16 protein-coding genes are annotated in these 21,914 nt (G+C 71.4%); 9 read left to right on the forward strand and 7 right to left on the reverse strand.

Annotation, left to right across the window (positions count from 1 at the left end; translation table 11 throughout):
• The first annotated feature begins 123 nt into the window (after positions 1-123).
• Complete coding sequence (locus tag GA0070608_RS27535; RefSeq protein WP_245715972.1) at positions 124-960, forward strand: hypothetical protein; 837 nt, start codon at positions 124-126, stop codon at positions 958-960.
• On the forward strand, positions 941-1,981 hold the full coding sequence (locus GA0070608_RS27540; RefSeq protein ID WP_091631600.1) for a 3-dehydroquinate synthase family protein: 1,041 nt from the start codon (positions 941-943) through the stop codon (positions 1,979-1,981). The genes GA0070608_RS27535 and GA0070608_RS27540 overlap by 20 nt, the downstream gene beginning before the upstream one ends.
• Before the next feature lie 92 nt (positions 1,982-2,073).
• On the opposite strand, the gene GA0070608_RS27545 is transcribed toward GA0070608_RS27540, so the two are convergent.
• Positions 2,074-3,240 (reverse strand): ATP-grasp domain-containing protein, encoded by a 1,167-nt coding sequence (locus tag GA0070608_RS27545; protein WP_245715973.1) that lies wholly within the window; start codon positions 3,238-3,240, stop codon positions 2,074-2,076.
• Between the two features lie 1,293 nt (positions 3,241-4,533).
• On the opposite strand from GA0070608_RS27545, the gene GA0070608_RS27555 reads away from it, so the two are divergent.
• On the forward strand, positions 4,534-8,226 hold the full coding sequence (locus tag GA0070608_RS27555) for a non-ribosomal peptide synthetase (protein ID WP_091631610.1): 3,693 nt from the start codon (positions 4,534-4,536) through the stop codon (positions 8,224-8,226).
• 124 nt (positions 8,227-8,350) lie between these two features.
• A complete protein-coding gene (locus tag GA0070608_RS27560; RefSeq protein WP_091636318.1) occupies positions 8,351-12,061 on the forward strand; it encodes a non-ribosomal peptide synthetase in 3,711 nt (1,236 codons plus the stop codon).
• 136 nt (positions 12,062-12,197) lie between these two features.
• Here GA0070608_RS27560 and GA0070608_RS27565 read toward each other — a convergent pair whose 3' ends face one another.
• From GA0070608_RS27565 to GA0070608_RS27575, 3 genes are all read right to left on the reverse strand, one after another.
• On the reverse strand, positions 12,198-13,958 hold the full coding sequence (locus GA0070608_RS27565) for a vWA domain-containing protein (protein ID WP_091631613.1): 1,761 nt from the start codon (positions 13,956-13,958) through the stop codon (positions 12,198-12,200).
• A gap of 208 nt (positions 13,959-14,166) precedes the next feature.
• Positions 14,167-14,322: a hypothetical protein gene (locus GA0070608_RS32875; protein WP_176733861.1), complete on the reverse strand. Its 156-nt coding sequence runs from the start codon at positions 14,320-14,322 to the stop codon at positions 14,167-14,169.
• 38 nt (positions 14,323-14,360) lie between these two features.
• Positions 14,361-14,837: a hypothetical protein gene (locus GA0070608_RS27575; RefSeq protein WP_091631622.1), complete on the reverse strand. Its 477-nt coding sequence runs from the start codon at positions 14,835-14,837 to the stop codon at positions 14,361-14,363.
• Positions 14,838-15,386: 549 nt separating this feature from the next.
• On the opposite strand from GA0070608_RS27575, the gene GA0070608_RS27580 reads away from it, so the two are divergent.
• Positions 15,387-16,073, forward strand: coding sequence for a hypothetical protein (locus tag GA0070608_RS27580; RefSeq protein ID WP_091631625.1), 687 nt, complete (start codon positions 15,387-15,389; stop codon positions 16,071-16,073).
• A gap of 117 nt (positions 16,074-16,190) precedes the next feature.
• Complete coding sequence (locus GA0070608_RS27585; protein ID WP_176733862.1) at positions 16,191-16,703, forward strand: DinB family protein; 513 nt, start codon at positions 16,191-16,193, stop codon at positions 16,701-16,703.
• 19 nt (positions 16,704-16,722) lie between these two features.
• Here the strand turns inward: GA0070608_RS27585 and GA0070608_RS27590 are convergent, their stop codons facing one another.
• Genes GA0070608_RS27590 through GA0070608_RS27600 form a run of 3 tightly spaced genes read right to left on the reverse strand, consistent with a single transcriptional unit; the run spans position 16,723 to position 19,749 of the window.
• A complete protein-coding gene (locus GA0070608_RS27590) occupies positions 16,723-17,418 on the reverse strand; it encodes an HAD-IA family hydrolase (protein ID WP_091631629.1) in 696 nt (231 codons plus the stop codon).
• Positions 17,419-17,455: 37 nt separating this feature from the next.
• Positions 17,456-18,589: a Gfo/Idh/MocA family protein gene (locus GA0070608_RS27595; protein WP_091631632.1), complete on the reverse strand. Its 1,134-nt coding sequence runs from the start codon at positions 18,587-18,589 to the stop codon at positions 17,456-17,458.
• On the reverse strand, positions 18,586-19,749 hold the full coding sequence (locus GA0070608_RS27600) for a DegT/DnrJ/EryC1/StrS family aminotransferase (RefSeq protein ID WP_091631636.1): 1,164 nt from the start codon (positions 19,747-19,749) through the stop codon (positions 18,586-18,588). Before GA0070608_RS27600 ends, GA0070608_RS27595 begins: the two co-directional genes overlap by 4 nt.
• A gap of 335 nt (positions 19,750-20,084) precedes the next feature.
• Between GA0070608_RS27600 and GA0070608_RS27605 the strand changes: the two genes are divergently transcribed.
• The 3 genes from GA0070608_RS27605 to GA0070608_RS27615 all read left to right on the forward strand — a co-directional run bounded on the left by GA0070608_RS27605 (position 20,085) and on the right by GA0070608_RS27615 (position 21,904).
• Positions 20,085-20,516 (forward strand): type II 3-dehydroquinate dehydratase, encoded by a 432-nt coding sequence (locus GA0070608_RS27605; RefSeq protein ID WP_091631639.1) that lies wholly within the window; start codon positions 20,085-20,087, stop codon positions 20,514-20,516.
• A 91-nt stretch (positions 20,517-20,607) separates the two neighbouring features.
• Entirely contained in the window at positions 20,608-20,961 is a 354-nt protein-coding gene (locus GA0070608_RS27610; RefSeq protein WP_091631641.1) for a DoxX family protein, read from the forward strand.
• Positions 20,962-20,968: 7 nt separating this feature from the next.
• On the forward strand, positions 20,969-21,904 hold the full coding sequence (locus GA0070608_RS27615) for an ROK family protein (protein WP_091631645.1): 936 nt from the start codon (positions 20,969-20,971) through the stop codon (positions 21,902-21,904).
• Positions 21,905-21,914 lie beyond the last annotated feature (10 nt).

The following is a 21,914-nucleotide window of genomic DNA, read 5'->3' on the forward strand; positions in this document are numbered from 1 at the left end:
TGTCACCCCCTAAGTCGTCCCCAGTTCAGAGCACTGATCCGGTGGTGGGAGGCGCCGCAGGTCGATGATGGGGCGACCCCCGCGGACCGTCGAATCCCGTGCTCCACCCGCCCGTCAGCCGAGGTGCCGTCGTTGGAACGCTGCTGGTTGTTCGCCCGTTTGGCCGTGCCGGCCGACGGATGCCCGGACACGCGGGTGGTCGAGCTGGTCGGAACGGTACTCACCGATCTGGTCGCCGCCGCCCGCCGGGGCGATCCGGGCACGGACTGGTTCTTCGACCGGGACGACTCCCCCGTCGGTCCGGGACTGAGCCTCGGCTTCCACGCCGCCCCGGCCGCGCTCGACGCGGTACGGGCGCGGCTGATCGCGTACGACCTGCGGGTCTCCTTCGCCGCCGACCCGTACGCGGTACGCGACGCCGCCCGGGGCGGCCCGCTCGCCTGGGCGGGCAGCGACCTGGCCCTGTCCCTGCTCGGCGGGAACGCCCCCTGGCTGGCCGGCGTCGAACTGCCGTTGGCCGTGGCGCACCTGCGGCACCTGACCGGGCTGGTGCCGGCGGGCGACCGGTTGACGTTCCTCTTCCTGCACTGGCAGGACCGCAGCCAACTGCTCACCGGAGCGCACCGGCGGAACCTGGCCGCGCAGGCGGACGCCGGGGCGGAGAAGATCGTCCTGGCGGCCGGCGACCTGCCGCTGGGCGGGGAGGTCGCCGCCGCGTGGCAGCTCTACCTGGACCGGGTTGCCGACGTGGTCAGCCGGGAGCAACCGGCGACGCCGCGCGGCTTCCTCCTCGCGCACCACGCCCAGCTCACCCACGAGCGGTGGGGCATCGGGCCGGACGTCGACTCGCTGGCCGCGCTGGCGCTGCGCCTGTCGATGGTCCGGGACCACCCGGTCGTCTCCCTGCCGATCCCCGTCCCGCAGAGAAGGCAGCAGCAACATGCACGCGTCGGCACCTGACCGTCCCGCCCCCGCCGAACCGGTCCGGGTCGAGGTGGCGCTCGGCGAGCGGGCGTACCCGGTGCTGATCGGCCCCGGTGTGCGCCACCGGCTGCCGGCGGAGGTGGCCCGGATCGGCGCGCGCCGGGTCATGGTGGTCTCGGCCCGACCACCGGAGTGGACGCCCGACCCGGGCGTGCCGCACCGGGTGGTGCCGGCCCGCGACGGCGAGCACGACAAGAACCTGGCCACGGTGGAGCAGCTCTGCCGGGCCTTCGCCGAGTTCGGGCTGACCCGCGCCGACGCGGTGGTCTCCTGCGGCGGCGGCACCACCACGGACGTGGTCGGGCTGGCCGCCGGCCTCTACCACCGGGGTATCGCGGTGATCCACCTGCCGACCTCGCTGCTCGCCCAGGTGGACGCCAGCGTCGGCGGGAAGACCGCAGTCAACCTGCCGGAGGGCAAGAACCTCGTCGGGGTGTACTGGCAGCCCCGGGCGGTGCTCTGCGACACCGAGCACCTCGGCACGCTGCCGGAGCGGGAGTGGCGCAACGGGTACGGCGAAATCGCCCGGGCACACTTCATCGACGCGGGCGAGCTGCGCGACCGACCGGTGGCGGAGCAGATCGCCGCCTGTGTGGCGCTCAAGGCCCGGGTGGTGGCCGCCGACGAGCGCGACTCCGGCCTGCGGCACATCCTCAACTACGGCCACACCCTGGGGCACGCGCTGGAGCGGGCCACCGACTACCGGCTGCGGCACGGCGAGGCGGTCGGCGTCGGCACGGTCTTCGCGGGCCGGCTTGCCGGCGTTCTCGGCCGTATCCCGACTGATCGGGTGGCCGAGCACCACGACGTGGTGGCGGGCTACGGCCTCGACACCACGGTGCCCTCCGGTGTCGACGCCGACGAACTGGTCTCGCTGATGCGGCGGGACAAGAAGGCCACCTCGGGACTGTCCTTCGTCCTGGACGGCCCGGCCGGGCCCGAACTGGTCGCCGGCGTCCCCGAGGCCGCCGTCCGGGTCGCCCTCGCCGGCATGTGAGGGCAGCGGGCGCGTCCCGGGCGTGGCGGCGGACGATCGGTTTGCGCAGCGGGTCGCCCCCCGGGCCGCCACCGCGGCCCGGGGGATGCGCGTCAACTTCCCAGCGCTCGCTGGATCTGCGCGATCAGCACTCCGCAGGCGTAACGGTCAGCGGCGCCGACCATGCCGAGGATGGTCGCCGGCTGCGGGCCGTTGTCCGTCTCCGCCGGGTCGTGGTGCATGAACACGACCAGCTGCCCACGGTCGATGAACGGGGCGAGGATCGGCTCGGCGTCCACGCCCGGAGCGAGCGAAAAGAACGTGGTCATGGCGCACGGGTGCTGACCCAGCAGCGAACTGCGGTGCAGCACCGACGTGGTGGCTCCGCTGACCCGGAAGTTCGGGTCGATGACCCGCAGTCTGCCGTCCCGGCTGATCCCGGCGTCGAACGAGCAGTACCCCCGGTAACCGAGAGCACTGGCCTTTCGGACCCCTACGGTCAGCGCCTCGATCAGTTCCGCCGGTGGCTGGTCATCGTCCATCACACAACCGACCCACGTCGAAGTGGGCTGCGGCAGGTGTACGGACGCTCCGAAGTACTGCACCGCCCCGCTCTCCGTCACGCCGAACTGGAGTCCCCAGATCGTCCGGAAGGGGATCTCCTCCTCGATGATCCACCGATCGCTCACCTGTTCCAACTGGTTGAACAGTGACCGGTTCAGTCGGTCCTGCAACCGCCTGGTGAAGATCGCGATTCCGCTGTACACCTCGACACCGGCCGGTTTGATCACCGCCGGACGGCGGTCCTGCTGCACGATCCGGCGCACCTCGGCGGGGGTGGCGACCTGCCGGCGGGGCAGGTACTCCGGCGCGACCAGTGCCTCCAGGACGGTCTTGTTGTTGAGGCGGGCCAGCAGGTCCGGCGACACCCGGGCTCGCGCGGCCCGCAGTTCCGGATCATGCGGAGGGAACTGGAACTCCAGCATCTCGCCCCGCTCGGCAGCTTCCCGGGCGAACCGCACCGCCTGCGCGCCGGAGCGGAACTCGCGCAGATCGCTCGGCGTCTTGAGACCGCACCGGCTGAGCAGACGCAGTGACTTGTCCGCGCTGGATCCGGTGCTGCAAATGGCCGCCGACTGGTGCGGCAGGGTCAGGTGAAGACCTGTGATCATGTCCAGCCCGTTGTACAGGGCCGTGCCCGCACCGGCGAGATAACGGCTGTCGGCGGTCGTCACCGGATCGGGCGGCCGGGCCAGCAGCACCCCATCGTGAGCGAACACCTGTACCTGGATAGGCCTGTCCATCGGATCTCCTGACATGCCGGCCCGCAGGGGGCCTCGGGGTGGCGCAGATTCCGGGTGCGCCACGACCACGAACAGCGGAGAACGTGGACGGGTGCGTGGGCTCCCGGTCCTGGTGAGGCAGCTCGGCCGTGAGGGTCGGGCGTGCCGTGTGCACCGACCGGACGGCCTCAGGCTGGACCGGCCAGGTAGCGGGCTGACTTGTGACCAGCGCTGCGTCGACGCGGCGCACACCAACAGCCGGTGTCTGATTTGCCAGTCACCGACTGGATTGCGATCGGGAAAGCATAGTCAGTTCTCATTGCCCTGGGATGGGCCGGTCAGCCGAACACAGCCCGCCCTTTCGCGACCGGAGTCGCCAATGCTCCGACCTGCCCTCCCGACTCGGGTTGACCAGAAAGGTGTTTTCGGCGGCACCAACGGGATCATCCGCCGTCCAACCAGGACAATCGCCCACCGACCCTCTCGGAGAGCATGAACCATCTGCTATAGAAAAACTGTGGGACCGTGTGCTTTCACCGAAGACCTGCGGTATCCAATCGACATACATACAGGCGATCCCGGGCCGTACGCCGCACCGACCAGCCAACCTGGCCGATCCGGCGGCGACGACACCGCGCGCGACCCGGCTCCGGTCACCACGCCGGACAAACCCCGGCGGCGACTCAGCCGGGATCTCCGGCTGGCGCACTAGGGGTCGACGCGCACATCTCTAGGGGTGTACGCCACTCCACGAGGCTTCGTAGGGTCGGGCCCCATCGGTTCGTCGTTCCCTTTTCATCGCTACGGATCGGGGAAGAAATGTGGGTGCGCGGCGCACTGATGGACAGGAGGTGCCGGTGATCGGATCGGGCACCGACCTGCTCCTCCCGATCAGCGCCGTGGTCGCGGTGCGGATTCCGGACGGTGACCCCGCCCCGATCGCACCGCTGTTCCCGCGCCACGGCCACACGAGTCGGCCGCCGGGCCCGCAGACCGACCAGGGCGCTGCGCCGGCCGGAGCCCACCCGGTCGCGCGGCACCGGGGCCACGGCGGACCGGTGGATCCGCCACGGGCCCCGGGCCGCCGTCCACCGTCCCCCGCGCGGGTGCGGTACGACGGGGTTCGCGGCGCCGAGACGCCGGTCGACCACCCCCGCGAGCGGTCTCGGCGTTCCGCACCGCCCCGCATCCTCGCGTCACACCATTCCGTCCGGCGTACGGCACCTCGGCTGACCGGCCGCTCCGGCCACGTGCCTTCCGGTCATCCCCTTTCGATCGGAGGTTGAGTTCATGTCTGTCGGGTTCGATGGCGCTCAGGCCGTGGCCGGTGCGGTTGACGCCGAGGCTCTGGATCTGGTGGGTGACCTGCGTCGGCCGGCGGTGTGGCCGGCCCGGGCGGCCTCGGTGCACCGGGTGCTGCCCTCGTGGCCACCGGATGCCGGGCCGGCCGGTGAAGTCGTGGTGGCGGGGCTCGTGGCGGTGCTGGCCCGGTACACCGGCCAGGATGAGGTGGTGGTGGGGCTGTCCGCTGGTGGCGGGTCGGTGCTGCGGGTGGACGTGGCGGATGATCCGGGTCTTGCGGAGTTGGTGACGCGGGTGGGTTCGGCGTTGGGGACGCCGACGGCGGATCGGGGCCGGACTGGTCCGGTGGCGGTGGGGTTGGTCGACGGCCCGGTGGCGGAGACGGGGCCGGAGGTGGTGGACGTCGACCTGATGGTGAGTGTGGCGTCGGACGGGTCGGCGGCGCGGGTGGACTACGCGGTGGAGGAGTTTTCCGCGCAGTGGGTGCGGGGCCTGGTGGATCAGCTCGTGGTGCTGGTCTCCGCCGGGGTGCGGGATCCCGGGGTTGGGTTGTCGGGGTTGGTGTTGTTGGGGGATGTGGAGCGGGAGCGGTTGTTGGGGTGGGGTCGGGGTGTGGTGCGCGCGGTGCCGGGTGAGCCGGTTCATGAGCTGGTGTTGGGGTGGGCGCGGCGGTCGCCGGAGGCGGTGGCGGGTGTTGCGGGTGGTGAGGTGTTGACGTATGGGGAGTTGGATCGTCGGTCGGGTGTGTTGGCGGCGTATCTGCGGTCGTTGGGTGTGGGTGTTGGTGATGTGGTGTCGTTGGTGTTGGAGCGTGGGTTGTGGTCGTTGGTGGCGACGATGGGTGTGCTGCGGACGGGTGCGGCGTACACGCCGATGGATGTGTCGTGGCCGGTGGAGCGGATGCGGGTGTTGTTGGCCGATCATGGTGCGCGGGTGGTGTTGACGGTTGGTGCGGTGGCGTCTCGGGTTCCTGTTGGGGACGGGGTGTCGGTGGTGGCGTTGGATGATGACTGGTCGGTGGTGCAGGCGTGTGAGCCGGTGGGGTTGCCGGTGGTGGAGGCGTCGGAGCCGGCGTTCGTGATCTACACGTCGGGTTCGACGGGCACGCCGAAGGGCGTGGTGTTGACGCATGAGAAGCTGACGAACTTCCTGTCGTGGATGACCGACGAGTGCGCCATCGGCCCCGACAGTCGCATGCTGCACTCGGCGGCACCGGTCTTCGACGCCGCATTCGGCGAAATCTTCGCCACGCTCACCGGTGGCGGTTGCGTCGTCGTCTGTTCCCGCGACGACCTGCTCGACGCCCGCCGGCTCACCGACCTCGTCAACCGGCACGACGTCACGCACACCTTCGGACCGGCCACCAACATCGCCCCGCTCGACCCAGCCGCCTGCCCCGGCCTACGCTGCATCATCTTCGGCGGTGAGGCCGTCCCACCGCAGCTGGCCCAGCGGTGGTTGACGGCGGGCACCCGGGTGGTGAACGCGTACGGGCCGGCGGAGATCGCGGTGGCGTGTACGTGGTTCGACGCGTCGGCGGGGTGGGCTGGCGCGTACGTGCCGATCGGATGGCCGATGCCGAACCGGCAGATCCGCGTCATCGACCCGAAACTGAACCTGATGCCCGCCGGAGTCCCCGGGGAAATCCTGATCACCGGCTTCGGCGTGGCCGACGGCTACCTCAACCGCCCCGAACTCACCACCCAACGATTCGTCACCGACCCGTACGGCGGCGGAATCGCCTACCGCACCGGCGACCTGGGCCGGTGGAACACCGCCGGGGCACTCGAAATCCTCGGCCGAATGGACCACCAGGTCAAAGTCAACGGCATCCGCATCGAACTCGGCGAAATCGAAACCGTCCTCGCCCAACATCCCGACGTGGAAAGCGCCGTCGTCGTACGCCGCGAAGACCGAGGCGTCGCCCGCCTGGTCGGCTACGTCACCGGCCGCGACGGCCGACCCCCGGCCGTGAGCGAACTACGGGAACACGCCGCGACCGTGCTGCCCTCGTACATGGTCCCGGCCGTGATCATGATCCTCGACCGCTTCCCTCTCGGAAGCACCGGCAAAATCGACCGACAGGCACTCCCCGAACCCGACTCACAACGCCCCGACCTCGACATCGAATACACCGAACCGACAACCGACGAGGAACGCCTCGTCGTGGGGGTGTTCGCCACCGTCCTCGGGCTGGACCGGGTCGGCACCCACGACAGCTTCTTCCATCTCGGCGGCACCTCGTTGCAGTCGGCGGCCGTGGCCACCGGCATCGACGAGGCCGCGGACGCCGTCGTACCCGTCTCGCAGATCCACCGCACCCCCACACCGCACGCGCTGGCCCAGTGGCTGACCACCGCACCCCGCCGTACGGACACCGGCCCGACCGCCGGGCAGACCCGTCAGCGCCCCGGCCCGGTTCCGCTCGCGCAGCAGGTGGCGAAGTGCCTGATGTCGCCGCTGGAGGTCGTCGTCCCGGTCACCTGGTGGATCGAGGGCGAGCTGGACCTCCGTGCGCTGATGGCGGCACTCGGCGACGTGCACCGGCGACACGAGGCACTGCACGCCCGCTACCGGCGGGTCGACCCGCCGGTGGCGCTCGTCGCGCCGAACCCGGGAATGCCCCAGCTACGACTGCTGACCGACGCCACCACCGAACAGGAGGCCCTGGACCAGCTGGCCGAGGCGGTGCAGCAGCCACTGGACTACACCCAGGGCCGCAACTGGCGGGCGGCGTTGATCCGGGACAGGTCGACCGGGCGGGTCCTGTTCGGAGTCGGCGTCCACCACATCGCCTTCGACGGATGGTCGTACACGCTGCTGGTGCGGGACCTGAGCCACGCCTACGCGGCGCGGTTGTCGGGAGCTGCTCCGGTCTGGGCACGGCCCGCGCCGACACTGCGCCAGTCGTACGACGAGTACACCCGCCTGCGGAACGCCGCCGACCTGGAGACGCAGCGGGCCTACTGGCGCGAGGAGCTGCGCGGCCTGCCCCGACAGGGCCAGCCCCAACCCCAGGCGTCGTTGGAACAGGCGCTGGCGTGGGGCCCGAAGGCCGGGCACACTGTCACCGTCGCCCCCGAGGTCGTGCAACGCTGGGACCGGGCCGCCCGGGAACAGCGGTTCAGCCGGTCCAGCTACTTCGTCGCGGCGTTCGCGTCCGCGCTGCGCGCCATCCACCGGCAGGACGACATCGGCCTGCTGATGGTCGTCGCCAAGCGCGGCAGCCGCGTTCTCGACTCCGCCTTCACCACCCGGCTCAACCTCAACTGCGTCCGGGTCCGGTTCGACGGGCCGGAGGACGACAAGCTCGTCCTCCGGATCAACGAGACGATCAGCGACCTCATGCGGGCCCAGGACGTCCCCTTCGCGGAGACCGCCGACGATCCCGCCGCCGGGCTCTCCGGCGAGGTGGTCGCCAGCCTGCCGACCTTCGTGTTCCAGGACAACGTCGTGCTTCCGCTGGAGTTGCCCGGCTGCCGGGCCGAGGAGGTCGTCGACCCGTACGCCCGGGAGGTGCCCAACGGGCTCACGGTCGAGGTGCTGCCCCGCACCGACCATGCCCTACTGCGCGTCACCATCCGCACCGACTACCTGCCGTACAGCTTCGCCGAGGAGCTGAACGGGCACATGCTGCGTTTCCTCGAAGCCGGGCCCGCGACGGGCCCCACCGCTGACTGACCGTCAGCCCCGTCCACACCGAACTGCTCCACATGCCATGGGTGCGCGAGGCCGCGTCCACAGGTTCCTGGTTCCACTGACCGCCGTACCCGTACAGGTGGCGGTCCTGATCGGAGGTTGGCTCATGTCTGTCGGGTTCGTTGGTGGTCAGGCCCAGACCGCGGGTGTCGCCGGGCCCGGTGCCGACTTCGAGGCCCTCGACCTGATGGGTGACCTGCGGCGGCCGCTGGTGTGGCCGGCCCGGGCGGCGTCTCAGATGCGCACGTTGGAGTTGCCCGACCTGGCGGGCCCGGAGCCGGCCGGGTTGGTGGTGCTGGCGGGCCTCGTCGGGGTGCTGGCCCGGTACACCGGCCAGGAGGAGGTGGCGCTGGGCCTGTCCTCGGGTGGATCGGTGGTGCGGGTGGGTGTGGCGGACGATCCGGCGTTCGGTGTGCTGGTGAGCCAGGTGGGTGCGGCGTGGGCCGCGCCGGTGGTGGCTGCGGGCCTGGTGAGTCCGGTGGTGGTGGGCCTGGTGGACGGCCCGGTGGCCGAGGTGGGCCCGGAAGTGGTGGACGTCGACCTGGTGGTGACCGTGGCCTCGGACGGTTCCGGGCTGCGGGTGGACCACGCGGCGGAGGGCTTCTCCGCGGACTGGGTGCGGGGCCTGCTGGACCAGACCGTGACGCTGCTGTCGGCCGGGGTGCGGGAACCCGGGGTCCCGCTGTCAGGGTTGCCGTTGTTGGGCACGGCCGAACGGGATCGGCTGCTCGCGTGGGGCCGGGGCCCGGACCGCCCGGTGCCGGGCGAGCCGCTCCACGAACTGGTGCTGGAGTGGGCACGCCGGACGCCGGACGCGGTCGCGGGCGTCGCCGACGGCGAGGTCGTCACGTACGGAGAACTGGCCCGCCGATCGGAACTGCTGGCCCGCTACCTGCGCTGCGCCGGTGTCGGCGACGGGGACGTGGTGTCACTGGCGCTGGACCGCAGCATGTGGACCCTCGTCGCCACCCTGGCGGTGCTGCGGGCGGGGGCGGCCTACACGCCGATGGACGTGTCGTGGCCGGCGGAGCGGATGCGGATGCTCCTGGCCGACCACGGCGCCCAGGTCGTGCTCACCGTCGGTGAGGTCGCCCCACGCGTCCCCCGGCCCGACGGCGTACGGGTGGTCGCCCTGGACGACGACTGGCCTGCCGTGGAGGCAGCCGAGGCGATCGACCTGCCGGTGGTGGACGCTTCCTGGCCCGCGTTCGTGATCTACACGTCGGGATCGACCGGGACGCCGAAGGGCGTCGTGCTGACCCACGACAAGCTGACGAACTTCGTCACCTGGATGCGCGACGAGTGCGCGGTCGGCCCGGACAGCCGGATGCTGCACAGCTGCGCCCCGGTCTTCGACGTGGCCCTGGGCGAGATCTACACCGCGCTGACCTCCGGCGCCCGCGTCGTGGTCTGCTCGCGGGACGACCTGCTCGACGCCCGCCGGTTGACGGAGCTGATCGCCAAGGAACAGACCACCCACGCTTTCTGCCCACCCACCAACCTCGCCGCCGTCGACCCGGCCGACTGCCCGAGCATGTCCTGCGTGACCCTCGCCGGGGAACCCGTCCCGCCGCGGATGGCCCAACGGTGGATGGCCGCCGGCACCCGCCTGATCAACGCCTACGGCCCTGCCGAGGCATCCGTCGCCTGCACGTGGTTCGACGCCGAGGCCGGCTGGGGTGGCGCGTACGTGCCGATCGGCTGGCCCATGCCCAACCGCCAGATCCGCGTCGTCGACGCCGCACTCAACCTCGTCCCCATGGGTGTCCCCGGCGAAATCCTCATCACTGGCGCGGGGGTCGCCGACAGCTATCTCCATCGGCCCGAACTGACCGCGCAACGATTCGTCACCGACCCGTACGGCGGCGGGATCGCCTACCGCACCGGCGACCTGGGCCGGTGGAACGCCTCCGGGGCGCTGGAGATCCTCGCCCGGATGGACCACCAGGTCAAGGTCAACGGCATCCGCATCGAACTCGGCGAGATCGAGGCCGTCCTCGAACAGCACCCGGACGTCGGCACGGCCGTGGTGGTCCGCCGCGAGGACCGAGGCGTCGCCCGGCTGGTCGGCTACGTGACCGGCCGCGACGGCCGGCCCCCGGCCGTGAGCGAACTACGGGAACACGCCGCGACCGTGCTGCCCTCGTACATGGTCCCGGCCGTCATCATGGTGCTCGACCGGTTCCCCGTCGGCGGCACCGGGAAGATCAACCGGCGGGCGCTGCCGGAACCAGGCTCGCAGCGCCCGGACCTCGGCGTGGCCTACGTCAAAGCCGCGACCGACGAGGAAAGCCTGGTCACCGGCATTTTCGCCACCGTGCTCGGCATCGAACCCATCGGCACCGAGGACAGCTTCTTCGCCCTCGGCGGCACCTCCCTGCAATCCGCCGCCGTCGCCGCAGCCATCGACGAGGCCGCCGACGTCGTCGTACCCGTCTCGCAGATCCACCGCACACCCACCCCGCACGGCCTGGCCCACTGGCTCACCACCGCACCCCGCCGTCCCAGATCCGAACCGGAACCGCCCGTCACCGGACGCCCCACCCCGACCAGGCCCGTCCCGCTGACCCCGCCGGTCGCCAAGTGTCTCGTGCTCCCGTTCGAGCTGGTCTGTCCGACCACCTGGTGGGTCGAGGGCGAGTTGGACCTGCGCGCGCTGATGGCCGCCCTCGGCGACGTGCACCGGCGGCACGAGGCGTTGTACGCCCGCTACCGGCGGGTGGACCCGCCCGTGGCCATCATCCCGCCGAACCCTGGCATGCCCCAGCTCCGGCTGCTCACCGATGCCGCGAGCGAACAGGAAGCGCTCGACCAACTCGCCGAGGCGGTGCAGCAACCGCTGGACTACACCCAGGGCCGCAACTGGCGGGCCGCCCTGATCCGGGAGAAGTCCACGAACCGGGTCCTGTTCGGCATCGGCATCCACCACATCGCCTTCGACGGCTGGTCACACGCCCTCCTCGTCCGCGACCTCAGCCACGCCTACACCGCACGGCTGTCCGGCGAGGCACCGGTGTGGGCGCGACCCGCGCCCACCCTCCGTCAGTCGTACGACGAGTACACCCGGCTCCGCGACGCCGCCAACCTTGACGCGCAGCGGGCCTACTGGCGCGAGCAGTTGCGCGGGCTCGCCCGCCAGGGCGAGGGCCGGCCCCAGGAACTCCTGGAGCAGACCCCGACCTGGGGCCCCAAAACCGGGCACATCGTCGCCGTCTCTGCCGACGTGTTGGACCGTTGGGACCGGGCCGGCCGCGAACAGCGGTTCAGCCGCTCCACCTACTTCGCCGCCGCCTATGCCTCCGCGCTGCGCTCCATCCACCAGCAGGACGACATCGCCCTGCTGATGATCGTCGCGCAGCGCGGCAGCCGGATCCTCGACTCCGCCTTCACCAGCAGGATCAGCTCCAACTGCCTCCGGGTCCGGTTCGACGGGCCGGAGAAGAACCTGATCCGGGCCGTCCAGCAGAGCGTGGACGCACTGATGGCCGCCCAGGACGTCTCGTTCCTGGAGATGACCACCGACCCGGCCCTCGGGATGTCCCGCGAGGCGGTCAACAGCCTGCCCTCCTTCGCCTACCAGGACAACCTCGTCCTCCCGCTGGAGTTGCCCGGCTGCCGGACCGAGGAGGTCGTCGACCCGTACGCCCGGGAGTGGTCGGGCGGCTGTGTCGCCGAGGTGCTGCCCGGTAACGGGGACGCCCTGCTACGCGTCACCATCCGCACCGACCTGGTACCGACCCCGGTCGCCGAGATGCTGGCCACCGGCATGCTGCGCTTTCTGGAAGCCGGGCCCGAGGGCGCCGACCAGGCGCACTGAGACTCCCGCCGGACGCCGCCCCGGCCGGCCAGCGTCACGCCGGCCGGCGCGGTCCGGTCGGCGTCGACCAGGGCACGGCCTGTTGAAGCGCGGTCACCTGCTCCCGGTCAGTTGCGGGGCCAGACGCGGACCGGCACTAGAAGCTACTGACCAGCTTGACGAACGCGTCGTCGATCTTCGCCGGGTCGCGGGCGTCGAACGCCTTGCCCGCGGATGCCTTGGCGATCCGGTCCAGCGTCGCGAAGTCGGACCTCTCGTCAAAGGCGACGCAGAAGATCTTGATCGGCCGGTCCGGATCCAACGCGACATCTTTGAGCAGCCGGGCGAGATTGTTGTCCTTGTTGTACTCGTTTGTGCCGTCGGTCAGGACGACCACCGCGTTGATCCGGGACTGGTCATAGCGATCGAGCATGTGACGGTGTGCCGCCCGTACGGTGGCGTACAGCGCGGTGCCGCCCTCGACGTGGAGATTGTTGATCTCCTTGGTGAGCACCTCCGGCTTGAAGGCCGACAGCCGGACCTCCTCGCTGTACGGCGACTTCGGCCGCTGTCCGGTCTCGGACGAGAACGACCAGAGCGCCACCTGGTCCTCGGAGTTCAAGAGGCCGAAGCCCTTGACGGCGGCCCTGGTCGCCACCTGGAACCTGGTCAGGTCACCGATCTTCGCGTTCATCGAACCGGACGTGTCGACGGCCACGAGAATGTTCGCCTTCTTGCGCAGTGTGCCCCAGCCGGTGAGGATCGCCTTGACCACGGTGGGATCCGGCGGGTCGAAGTAGGTGAGGTCCCCGCCCCCGCCCCCGCCGACGGAGGCGGCCAGTGGGTCGGACGCCTTCCGCTCGTGGTCGCGGAACCCGTGCCGACCGAGGCTCTGCTGCTGCGGCGACTCCTGGAGGAACTTCAGGAAGTCGGCAGCGGCGTCACGTTGCTCCGGGCTGGCCGAGGGAAGCACCACGTACGGGTGGTCCAGGTTGAACGTGCCCTCCTTCGGATATATCGCGACCAGCGGGACCCTCGGCTTCTCGCCCCGGGTCGGGCTCAGCTCCCCTTCGTTGTACTGGTAGACCAACTCCTCCTGCGTCACCACCGCGCTCATGTCCGTCGGGGTCGCCGTGCCGGCGGCGGACAGGTCCGCCTCGGCGCGGTCCTTCAGCAGATCCACGATGTCGTCGCTGTAGTGGGACACGTTGGCCTCGATGCGGCGGACGAACTGGGTCACCGCCGGATTCGCGACGTCGTTCTCGGTCAGGTCGCTGGCCCGGTTGATGGCCGCGTAGTAGCTCGCGATCGTGGCCGCCAGCCCCGAGGTGGACAGGTTCGGGTTGACCTTGCCGAAGGTGAACCGCCCCCACTCGGGGCGTCCGAAGGCGGCCCAGCCCGTGCGCCCGGACGAGCCCAGGATCTCACCCCAGCCGAGTGGGCCCTGCTGTTGGAGCACCTTTCCCTTCGGCTGCGGCATGGCGATGACCAGCGGGCTGTTCGCGATCGACGGGTACTGGCCGGGGGTCTGCGCCGGACGTCCGGCGGCCTCGTCCAGCAACCTCAGCTGCCCGGTCCAGAGGGTCGACGTCGGCAACCACACCTGCGGCCGTGGCAGGCTGGGCTGCTTGGCCGCCCAGTCGCCGGCCAGCGCTTCCGTCGACGCACCGGAGGCGAGGCCATGTACGGTCACCACGGCGCACCGGTCGCCGTACCGCCGATCGCTCTTGTTGTAGCGTTCTGCCAGCTCGCCGAGCAGCACGTCCTTCTCGATCGACGAGCTGACCTCCAGCGGCGTGCACCCGACATCCGCTGCCGGCCGGACGATCAGGTAGGCCGCCGCGATGACCGCGAATCCGGCCACGATGGCTGCGGTGTACGGCAGCCACGGCCGGGCAGTCGGTCGACCTGAAACCATCTGGTCCCTCCAGGGTGTCGGCTGGCGGCGTCGAGATCAGCCACCCGTCCCTGCCCCGGTGGACGACGCCCTGGCCGCCCGCACCCGACCGCCCGACGAACGGCGTCGATGCGACGGACGACAGAGGCATGGTGTCACGCCCCGCCGGCACGAAGGTCACTCGCCTTCGGCGTGTCGTATCGTCTTGCGCCGTCAGAATCGATCCGGATCAGGTCACGCTCAGCGTCGCCGCGAGTTGGATGATCCTGCTCGGGGCCACCGGATACCGGGCGACCTGGGCGACGGCCTCCCGGGCGGCGGGGCGGTGGTGGATCTCGGTGGGTGCGGTGCGCTCCGCCTCGACCAGCGCTCGGCCGGCACTCACCGGATCGTCGGCCTGAAGGTACGCACGAGCCGCGTTGATCAGATGCTCCGCCCGGTGCTCGGCGGGCAACCATCGCCACGCGGGCCGATCGCCCGGTCGGCCGCCAGCCACGCCAGGTCGGCCTCACCGAGCTTGACCAGCAGTGCGGCGGTGACCCGGTAGGCGTCGACCAGCGGAGCCCGCCCCGGACCGGGGTACCGAGCATGGGCGCGCTGCGCGTGGGCGAGAAGGTCCGGCACGAGGGCCGTCAGGCTCGGGTACCGGGCGTGCTGGTAGGTGGTCCAGGCGTGCGCGACCATGCCCGCCACCCGCTCGACCGGCGCCACGACCCTTCCGGCCACCGGCGGGGCCAGGGCGATCTCGTACGTGCTCAACGTCGCCCGGACCTGGTCGACGCCCAGCATCCGGTGGCCGACGTCGGCCGGTTGCAGCTCCCGACCGAGAAGCGCTGGCACCTCGACCCGCAGCACGGTGGCGATCTCCTGAATGATGGACAGCCGGTCGAGGGACCGCACATCGGGTACATCGTGTACCCCACGTACGTGCCGCGACCGGGGGCGGGGAAGAACTGTCACACGGTGGGTTGTGGACGTAGCCTGGGATCTGGCGATGCCGCGTGCCACAGCGTGGCCTAGGGCCTCGTCATGCAGCCTTGAACGGGGAATCCGCGTTCCGTGGGGCGGTGGTGGCCGCCGGGCCGGCCCCGCGGGTGGAAAGGGTCGTACGACGCCGTCGAGCTGAGTCGTCTGCGACATCAGACGGCATCCGGCGCCATTGTGTGGGACCAGACGGCCCTGAATCGTCTGCGACATCAGCTCGACAGGTCCGGCGCGGAGATCCTCCGCCAGCCGGCACCGTGGCGGATCCTGCCGCTCACCGCGAACCCAGATCTCGGTCGGGGCATGCCGGCCGCGCCAGAACAGTGGATCACCCGGTCAACGTTCTCAATCAAACGAACTCGACAGCCAGTATGGCGTCCACCGTTCGGCCATCTGGCGCAAGGTCCACTCGGCTGATCGAATCTGAGACTCAGCTGGGACGAGACGGCCTAAGGAGTTCAACGCATGGCAACAGATGCCCACGACAGACCGGTTCCAGAAGCAGGCGTACGTGGGCAGCAGGTCCTCGACCTCCTGCATAAGGCAATCGACATCCAAGGCCCACTGGTGCGCAAGAACATCGCCAGGGCCCGTCAGCGGAACCCAGAAGCGACACCAGCAGAGGTAATCCGCAATCTGGAGCGGATGTACGTCAGCGCCTTGACCGGGACGGGTGCTGCAGTTGGCGGAGCTGCAGCAGCGCCCGGCGTCGGCACGGGCGTCGCACTGGCACTGTCGGCCGGCGAGGCCTTCTCATCTCTTGAGCTGAGCGCCCTCTTCGCGCTCTCGATCGCCGAAGTCCACGGAGTCCCCATCGACGAGATCGAGCGCCGCCGAACGATCGTGCTGGGAATCATGCTCGGCGGCTCCGGCTCCGCCACCATTACTAAGGTCGCCGAGCGTACGGGGCAACACTGGGCACGTCAGGTTGTCGCCAAGGTGCCTGGCGAGACGTTGAAGCAAATCAACAAGATCTTGGGGAGACACTTCATCACGAAGTACGGGACCAAGCAGGGAATCATCGTTCTCGGTCGGGTGGCACCGTTCGGTATCGGCGCTGTGATTGGTGGTGGCGCCAACGCTGCCCTCGCCACTCTGGCTGTGCGGGCCGGTCGTCGCGCATTTGGCCCACCCCCGACGTCGTGGCCATAGCTGACTCGCAGCACACTCCAGTCAGGACAGATGGGGCGCGGACGCCGGTGGGGACAGCGGCTCAAGCAGTTGCGGCGGCGGCTGAAAAGTGTCGGTGCCCGGCACTACGGTGACCCGATGACCGATGTATCCGTCGCGCCCGTGGTCCGCAGCCGCCCTCCAGAGGACGGCGGCGAGCGCGAGATCCTGTCCGGCCTGCTCGACTTCCTGCGTGCCTCGGTCGTGAACAAGGTCGCCGGGCTCACCGACGAGCAGGCGTTCGGCCGGCCGGTGCCCGCGTCCGGGCTCACCCCCGCGGGGCTGGTCAAGCACCTGACCGGGGTGGAACGGTACTGGTTCAGCATCGACTTCGCCGGCCACGATCTGCCCCCGCCGTGGACCGACGACCAGCCCGGCGCGTTCGCTCTCGTCCCCGAGGACTCGCTGGCTGAGATCGTCGAGGCGTACCTGGCTGAGTGCGCGCGGTCCGCCGCGGTCGTTGTGGGCGCGACGCTCGACGACCGCGCCCGGGCCGCCGACGTTTCCTTCACACTGCGGTACGCGCTGGCGCACATGGTCCAGGAGACCGCGCGTCACTGCGGCCACCTCGATCTGCTGCGCGAGAGCATCGACGGGCAGGCCGGCGAATAGTCGGGCTCCCCGGTGCGGGTCAGTGGACGAGGGCCGCCGGGCAGTGCGCGAGCAGCTCGGTCGGGGCGTGGATGACCAGGTCCGGGCCGGCTGCGAGCAGCGCGGCGACGTCCCCGCCGTGCCAGGTGGTGGCGACCGAGGTCGCTCCGGCGTCCCGGCCGCTGAGCAGGTCGATCACCGCGTCGCCGACCATCATGGCCTCGTGCGGCGGCACGTCGAGGTGGCCCAGCGCCTGGAGCACGATGTCCGGGGCGGGCTTGGGGCGGGCCACCTCGTCGGAGCCGATCACCTGGTCGAAGAGGTAGAGCACGCCGAGCTGGTCGAGCAGCGAACGGGCCCGGGGGCCGGCCTTGCCGGTGGCAACCGCCATCCGGATGCCGCGCGCGTGCAGGGCCTCCAGGGTCTCGCGTACGCCGGGGAAGAGCGGCACCAGGTGCGCCATCCGGTAGCTCTCCCGGACGAAGGGCTCCTCCATCGCCAGCGGCAGGCCCATCAGCCGCATGATGTCCGGGAAGTACCGGCCCATGTGCCGGTTGTACTCCTCGAACGGCGCCGGACCGTCGCCCACCACCTCGGCGTACGCGATGCTGAACGCCTCCCGCATGACGGCGGAGCTGTCGACGATGACGCCGTCGAGGTCGAACACGACCGCGCGGATCGGACCACGGGCCGGCGACTGCGGGGTCACCTCGACGGTGGCTGGTGGATGGCTCATGGCTGCTCCCGGAAGCGAGTGAGGTCGACGGTGGTTCTCACCGGTCGCGATGGCCCGCCAGCACGTGCTGCCGCTCCGGCTCGGTGGGCCGGGCGGACTGGTAGATCCGTTCGATGATGTCGATGGTCCGGCGCGTCTCGGCGACGGCCGCGCCCCGGCGTGTCGGGTCGGCGAGCAGCCCGGGGAGGGCGTCGAGTTGGCGGTCGTACTCGACGCCGATCGGCTCCTCGGGCAGCGGCAGCCGGACGGTCTCGCCGTCGCGGGTGCGGGTCAGCACCGGCGTCGGCTCCCGGTTGGGGCTGAACCCGAACGTGCAGCGCAGCGTCGCCGACCCGGTGGCGCCGTGCACGGTGATGGTGGTGCGGTCCAGCGACTCGTGCGAGGCCCAGCAGGCGTGCAGGGCGACCGACGCCCCGTCGGCGGTGAGCAGGAAACCCCGGGCGGTGTCCTCGACGTCCCCGCGGGCGCGGCCACCGGTGCCGGCATCGCTGCGCCAGGCGGCGTGCGCGGCGCTGTCGTTGACGAAGTCGTCGGAGACGCTGCCGATGGCGTGGGTGACCCGGGTCGGGCCGAGCATCGGCAGCACCGTGTCGAGCAGGTGCCAGCCGAGGTCCACCAGCGCACCCCCGCCGGAGAGGTCGCGGCGGGTGAACCAGCCGCCCGCGTCGGGCACGCCCCGGGCGCGGACCCAGGCCACGTCGACGTGCCGGATCGGGCCCAGCTCGTCGGCCGCCTCGGCCAGCGCCCGGATGTCGGCGCGCCACCGGGCGGCACTGCCGGCCAGCAGCAACGACCTGCCGTCACGTTCCGCGTCGGCGAGCACCTCCGCCTCGGCGGAGGTGAGGCAGACCGGCTTCTCCAGGAACACCGGCACACCCCGGCGCAGCAGCCGGGCGGCGACGGTCGCGTGCAGGTGGTTGGGGACGGCCACCACCACCAGGTCGACCGCGCCGACGGGCAGGTCGTCGACGTCGGCGTACGCGAAGGGCACCGCGTGGGTGTCGCGGGCGGCGTCCCGGACGGCCGGTTGCGGGTCGACCAGGGCGGTCACCTCGAAGCCCGGATGCGCGGCGAGCCGGGGCAGCCAGATCTCGCGCCCGGCCCACCCGAGGCCGGCCACCGCGACCCGTACCGGCCGGTCGGGCGCGGCGGCCGGGGGCAGGGCCGTCATCCGGCGAGGATGTCGGCCAGCACGGCGGCGATGTCGTGCATCTGCTGCTCGGTGCCGAGCAGCGTGCGGTGGTGCAGCCAGATGCAGTCGGAGTGGATCAGCTCGGTGTTGGGGCAGCGGGCGGCGACCGACTCGACCGACTCGTCGGGCGCGCCGGCCTTCCAGAAGCCGTCGCAGCGGTAGATCGCTCGGAACGCCACGAACGCCGGCACGCCCCGGGCGATGAGGGCGTCCACGACCTCGCGGCGGCGCGCGACGTCCATGCCGGGGACGCGGAACATCGCCATGTAGTGCGGGTTGCGGTCGGTCCGGGGGTCGGCGGACTGCGGGACGACGCCGGGGATCTCGGCGAGCAGGCTCGACAGCAGCGGCCAGCGCTGCTCGCGCAGCGCGATCTGCTCATCGAGGCGGGCCAGTTGGGCGCGCAGCACGGCGGCGGTGAACTCACCCATCCGGTAGTTCGAGCCGGTGGTGCTGTGCAGGTAGTCCCGGTCGGTGCGGGGGCGACCGCAGCTGTGCACGAGGAACGCCCGCTCGCGCAGCTCCTCGTCGGGGAAGAGCACCGCCCCGCCCTCACCGGCGGTCATCAGCTTGCCGTTCTGGAAGCTGAACGCGGCCACCGAGCCGAGCGCCCCGGCCCGCTTGCCCTGCCACTGCGCGCCGTGGGCGTGCGCGGCGTCCTGGAGCAGCGCCACCCCGGCGTCGGCGGCGAGCTTGTCCAGTGCGTCCATGTCGGCGAACTGGCCGGCCATGTGCACCGGCATGATGACCCTGGTACGGGGGGTGATCGCGGCCTCGACGGCGGCCGGGTCGATGCAGTAGGTGTCCAGGTCGACGTCGACCGGCACGGCGACCGCACCGAGGCGCTGCGCCGCCAGCGAGGACGAGATGAACGTGAAGGCCGGCACGATGACCTCGGTGCCCGGACCGACGCCGAGCACCTCCAGGGCCACCTCCAGCGCGTGCGTGCCGTTGGTGACGGCGAGCGCGTGCGGCGTGCCGTGGTACGCCCCGAACTCCGCTTCGAAGGAGTCGACCTCGCTGCCACCCATCCGCCACCACTGGCCCTGCTCGAGGGCGCGGATCAGGCCGGCGCGCTCCTCGTCGCCGAACTGCGGCCACGCGGGGAACTCCGGCACCGTCGAGGGCTGACCACTCATGACTTCCCACTTCCCAACTCGGGCAGACCAGGGGCTTCGCCGGACCATCGGGCGGGACGGCCCGGGACCGCCGGTACGCGGTCCGGGCGCACCGGGGCGTCGGATGGCCGGTTCGAGGTAGGTGACGCACCGGTTGGAGCCGGCGGCATCGCTTCAGCAGGGAGGACGGTAACCGAAGCGGACACACGGTCACCGCCCCTAACAGCCCCTAGCCACCCCTTAGTCCGCCCGTGCCACGGCCGCCGCCGGGTCGCCCGACGCCGTAGGCGTAGTAAGACTGCGGTGGACCAGTCATCGGTCCTGCCGCGACAGGACCGCGCCCCGCGAGGTGAAGCGTGCCGGACGTGCTGCTGTTGAACGGCCCGAACCTGGGCATCCTCGGCCAACGGGAGCCGGAGATCTACGGCACCGACACCCTGGACGACATCGAACGGGCGGTCGGCGAGGAGGTCGCCGCCCGGGGTTGGCGGGTGGTGGCCGAGCAGCACGACTGCGAGGGCGCGCTGATCCGCGCGATCCAGAACAACTACGACACCGTGGGTGCCATCGTCAACCCGGGCGCGCTGATGATCGCGGGCTGGAGCCTGCGCGACGCGCTGGCCAACTATCCCCGGCCCTTCATCGAGGTGCACCTGTCCAACGTCTGGGCCCGGGAGAGTTTCCGCCACGACTCGGTGATCGCCCCGCTGGCCAGCGGTCTCATCGCTGGGCTCGGGGCGCTGGGGTATCGGTTGGCCGCCCGAGCCCTCGTCGCGACCGTCCGATGACGACCCACCACGTCACCGTCCGGCTCCGTGGGAGTCGATCCGGCACCGGTATGGTCGTCCGCACCCTCCGCCTCTTCCCGAAGGACCTCACGTGCGCATTCCCATCCTCGTCCTGACCCTCATCCTCGCCGCGGTGTTCCTGGGCACCGCCGTACCGAAGCTCACCGGGCAGACGCAGATGCGCGAACGGATGGACCACCTCGGCGTCTCCACCGGGCTGACCCGCCTGCTCGGGGTGCTGGAGATCGCCGCAGTCGCCGGGTTGCTGCTCGGCCTGCTCTGGCCGCCGCTGGGCATCGCGGCGGCGATCGGTCTCACCCTGCAGATGGCGGGTGCGGCGGTCTACCACGCCCGCGCGAAGGACCCGGCCGGAATGACCCTGACGCCGGTGATCTTCGCCGTGGCCACCGTGGCGCTCGTGGTCCTGCACGTGCAGCAGGGCTGAGGCCGGCGTGCCTGGTCCGCAGTGGCGCGACGGCGTGCTGGGCGTCGACGTCGGCGGTACCAAGGTGGCGCTACGCGCCGAGGCGGGCGGGCGCCCGGCGTACGACCGGATCTTCCGCTGGCCACGCGGTGCCGACCCGGCCGCCGACCTGGCCGCCCTGGCCGCCGAGGTGGACCGGCTGCGCGACGAGTGGGGGCCGGTCGGCGCGGTCGGGGTGGCGATGCCGGCGACCACGGACCCGGCGGGCACCGTCACGACGTGGCCCGGCCGGCCGGGCTGGGCAGGCCTGGATTTCGCCGGCGCGCTGCGCCGTATCTTCCCCGACGCGGTGACCGCGGTCGCCGACGACGGCGACCTCGCCGCGCTGGCCGAGGCCCGGCACGCCGGCCGGGACGACGTGGTCTATCTGGGCGTCGGCACCGGGATCGGTGGCGGCGTGGTGCTGGCGGGGCGGTCGGTGCCCGGCCGCTCCTCCGCCGAGGTCGGACACATGGTCGTCGCCCTCGACGGCGAGCCCTGCGACTGCGGCCGGCGCGGCTGCCTCCAGTCGATCGCGTCCGGCCCGGCCACCCTGCGCCGGGCGGGTGCCGGTCGGGGCGCCGAGGTGAGTTTCGACGACCTGCGGGCGGGGCTGGACGGGGGCCTGCCCTGGGCGGTGGCGGCGGTCGACGCGAGCTGCCGGGCGCTGGCGGCGGCGGTGGTCAGCCTCGGCGAGCTGCTGGACCCGACGCTGGTGGTCGTCGGCGGCGGGTTCGCCGCCGGGCTGCCCGGCTTCGTCCCGCTCGTCGCCGAGCGGGCGCGCTCCGCCGGCCGGCCCGGGCGGCCGGCGCCGCCGGTGCGGGCCGCCGCCCTCGGCGCGTTGTCGTCCCTGCACGGCGCGGTGGAGCTGGCCCGCAGTCTGACCGAAGCGCCGTCCACCGTACATCCCATCCCCACCCCCTAGAGGAGATCAA

The organism is Micromonospora peucetia (genome assembly GCF_900091625.1).
In the GTDB taxonomy this organism is placed as follows: Bacteria; Actinomycetota; Actinomycetes; order Mycobacteriales; family Micromonosporaceae; genus Micromonospora; species Micromonospora peucetia.

Coding starts and splice junctions, on each gene's coding strand:
- GA0070608_RS27580 (WP_091631625.1), top strand. CDS start 15,387: ATGGCAACAGATGCCCACGACAGACCGGTTCCAGAAGCAGGCGTACGT.
- GA0070608_RS27540 (WP_091631600.1), top strand. CDS start 941: ATGCACGCGTCGGCACCTGACCGTCCCGCCCCCGCCGAACCGGTCCGG.
- GA0070608_RS27560 (WP_091636318.1), top strand. CDS start 8,351: ATGTCTGTCGGGTTCGTTGGTGGTCAGGCCCAGACCGCGGGTGTCGCC.
- GA0070608_RS27600 (WP_091631636.1), bottom strand. CDS start 19,749: ATGAGTGGTCAGCCCTCGACGGTGCCGGAGTTCCCCGCGTGGCCGCAG.
- GA0070608_RS27555 (WP_091631610.1), top strand. CDS start 4,534: ATGTCTGTCGGGTTCGATGGCGCTCAGGCCGTGGCCGGTGCGGTTGAC.
- GA0070608_RS27565 (WP_091631613.1), bottom strand. CDS start 13,958: ATGGTTTCAGGTCGACCGACTGCCCGGCCGTGGCTGCCGTACACCGCA.
- GA0070608_RS27590 (WP_091631629.1), bottom strand. CDS start 17,418: ATGAGCCATCCACCAGCCACCGTCGAGGTGACCCCGCAGTCGCCGGCC.
- GA0070608_RS27595 (WP_091631632.1), bottom strand. CDS start 18,589: ATGACGGCCCTGCCCCCGGCCGCCGCGCCCGACCGGCCGGTACGGGTC.
- GA0070608_RS27585 (WP_176733862.1), top strand. CDS start 16,191: ATGACCGATGTATCCGTCGCGCCCGTGGTCCGCAGCCGCCCTCCAGAG.